A 723-nucleotide genomic window follows, 5' to 3' on the forward strand; every position below is an offset into this window, starting at 1 on the left:
GTAACCGTTGCACAAGCCATTAATTTTAAAAATTGAGATAAAAATAAGCCGCTTTAAGTGGTTTTTCTTTTAGAGACTGGGTTAGCTGTGACAAAATTCAGGTTCCTTCAAAGTGAGCTTAGGAGCTCCTGCATTAGGTTTTAGAATGAAAGTGTGCATAGCAGACTGTGCTGCTCCGGATTTCACCCGTTTTGTGATAAATTTCAGGTACTTTTTAAGATTATAGGCAATTGCTGCCAGGTGCATGCATTTATTGGCCTGCCTTATCCCAATGGTGTTGACCTTTCGTAGCCCCAGGAACTCCTTTAAGGTGCCAAAGACAGGTTCTACTGTGCTTTGCCGTTTGCCCTTCATGTAGCGCCCACTCTTGCTGTTCACCCTCTTGATATTGCGCTCATATTCTTCACGATAGGCAGTGATGGTGATTCGTTTCTCATGGCTTTTACCGATGCAGCTTTGTTTTAATGGACAGCCTTTGCAATCGCTTCGCCGGGTAAAATAATCATCTACTAAAGAGCCCTTTCGTACCCATTGCTTTCGGTAGGTCACTTTCTTGCCCTGTGGGCACAACCAGTAATTACCTTCTTTGATATACTCAAATCCTTCAGGTCCGCCTTTATAAGTTCCGTGCGGTGGGATATAAGTGGTGAGGCCTTTCCTTTCAAAGTAGGCATAGTTCTCACCACTGCTATAACCTGCATCTGCCAAAACATTCTCCCAGAT

The 723-nt window shown here is 43.7% G+C and carries 1 protein-coding gene; it reads right to left on the reverse strand.

Features of this window, described 5'->3' with window-relative positions; translation table 11 throughout:
• Positions 1-81 precede the first annotated feature (81 nt).
• A partial coding sequence (locus tag RM553_RS19570) for a transposase (RefSeq protein ID WP_311536647.1) occupies positions 82-723 on the reverse strand: 642 nt, incomplete at its 5' end.

The sequence above is a fragment of the Autumnicola tepida genome (genome assembly GCF_031846485.1).
Lineage (GTDB): Bacteria > Bacteroidota > Bacteroidia > Flavobacteriales > Flavobacteriaceae > Autumnicola > Autumnicola tepida.